Origin of the sequence: Azospirillum sp. B21, from assembly GCF_008364825.1 — a bacterium.
Taxonomy (GTDB): Bacteria; Pseudomonadota; Alphaproteobacteria; order Azospirillales; family Azospirillaceae; genus Azospirillum.
Window position 1 is genome coordinate 1 of sequence record NZ_VTTO01000049.1, and the last position, 1828, is coordinate 1828.

Annotated in this window: 2 protein-coding genes; one reads left to right on the forward strand and one right to left on the reverse strand. The window is 67.8% G+C overall.

Features of this window, described 5'->3' with window-relative positions; all coding sequences use genetic code 11:
* Positions 1–228 precede the first annotated feature (228 nt).
* Positions 229–1473 (reverse strand): methyl-accepting chemotaxis protein, encoded by a 1245-nt coding sequence (locus FZ983_RS33825; RefSeq protein ID WP_149229091.1) that lies wholly within the window; start codon positions 1471–1473, stop codon positions 229–231.
* Between FZ983_RS33825 and FZ983_RS33830 the strand changes: the two genes are divergently transcribed.
* A complete protein-coding gene (locus FZ983_RS33830; protein WP_149229092.1) occupies positions 1438–1818 on the forward strand; it encodes a hypothetical protein in 381 nt (126 codons plus the stop codon). The two genes, FZ983_RS33825 and FZ983_RS33830, sit on opposite strands and share 36 nt — an antisense overlap.
* The last annotated feature ends 10 nt before the right edge of the window (positions 1819–1828 follow it).

The window sequence follows — 1828 nt, forward strand, 5'->3', positions numbered from 1 at the left end:
CGGGCTCACGTCTCATCCCGCCACTATGCCCAGTGCAACAGGAGCTCGCCAGCCCCGCGGTTTATGTGACAATGCCGGCCGCCAAAATCAGGATGTTTCTTTGTAAATCCAGCCACTTGGACTCCATGACGGCGTGACCTACCGTTCGGCGCCGATGTACACCACGCCGGCGTCGGCCCACGCTCTCACCTGTTCGCCGGTCGGCAAGCGGGAGAGCAAGGGAGTGGATCAGGCCGCGCGAACCCGGCCGATGAACGCATCCACCTCCGTCCGCAGGCGCTCAGCCTCGCGCGACAGCTGGCCGGCGGCGTCGAGGACCTGGCTCGACGCCGTTCCCGCCTCCTCGGCTGCCTTGCTCACGCCGACGATGTTGTTGGACACCTCCTGGGTGCCCTGGGCGGCCTGCTGCACGTTGCGCCCGATCTCCTGGGTGGCGGCGGACTGTTCCTCGACCGCCGCGGCGATGGTGCCGGCGATCTCGTTCACCTGCGTGATGGTGCGGCCGATGCCGCGGATGGCCTCGACCGCACCGCCCGTCTGCGCCTGGATTTCGGCGATCTGGGCAGCGATCTCCTCGGTCGCCTTGGCCGTCTGGCTGGCCAGCTGCTTCACCTCGCTGGCGACCACGGCAAAGCCTTTGCCGGCCTCGCCCGCGCGTGCCGCCTCGATCGTGGCGTTGAGCGCCAGCAGGTTGGTCTGGCTGGCGATGTTCTGGATGAGGCTGACGACGTCGCCGATGCGCTGGGCGGCCGTCGCAAGTCCCTCGACGGTCGTGTTGGTGGTCTCCGCCTGCACCACCGCGTCCTTGGAGATGCGCGAGGACTCGCTGACCTGACGGCTGATCTCGCTGATCGAGCTGCCCAGCTCCTCGGACGCCGACGCGACGGTCTGCACGTTGGCGGAGGCCTGCTCGGTCGCCGCGGCCACCGCGGTGGACTGTCGCGCCGTTTCCTCGGCAATGGCCGACATGCTCTGGGCATTCGACTGCAGCTGGGTGGCCGCGGACGAGACCGCCTGCACCACGCCCTGGACGCTCGCCTCGAACTGGTCGGCCAGCGCCATCATCGCCGCCTTGCGCTCCTGCTCGGCGCGCTTCTCGGCCTCCTTCGCTTCGGCCTCGAGCCGCCGGGTGCGCTGCATGTTCTCCTTGAACACCCGCATCGCGTCGGCAATGTCGCCGATCTCGTCCTTGCGCCCCACGCCATAGATGTCGGTCGCCAGATTGCCGTCCGCCAGCTGGCGCAGGCTGCCAACCGACGCCGCCACGGGGCGGCCGATGCCAAAGACGGCGATGGCGTAACCGAGGGCGATGCCGCCCAGCACCCCCACCCCCGCCACGATCTTCACCAGCCATTCCGTGCGCTCGGCCCGCTCGCTGGCTGCCTTGGAGATGCTCTCCGACTGGTGGTCCGTGAATTCGTTGTAGGCTCGGATCGCTTGGTAGAGCTTTTCAGCCGCAGCGCGCGAGGTCATGGCGGAGTCGATGATCTCCTGGCGGGCCTTGTCATTGGTGATCTGGGTTCCGTTGCGCTTGGCGATCTGGAAGGTCTCCTGCAGCTCCGGCTGATAGGCGGCGTAGGCCTCGTCGACGGCGCGCAGGAGTTCCGCCTGCCGCGGGCTGGCGGACTTCTTGAGGTCGGTAATGTGCCGCTCGAAGTTGGCGCGCTGCTCACCGACGATCCGTTCGACCTCCGCGACCTCGGCCGGCGATGGGTTGGCGGCGATGCGGAACTCCGAACGGCTGAGGATGAGGAGGCATTGTCACATAAACCGCGGGGCTGGCGAGCTCCTGTTGCACTGGGCATAGTGGCGGGATGAGACGTGAGCC

Coding starts and splice junctions, on each gene's coding strand:
- FZ983_RS33825 (WP_149229091.1), bottom strand. CDS start 1,473: ATGACCTCGCGCGCTGCGGCTGAAAAGCTCTACCAAGCGATCCGAGCC.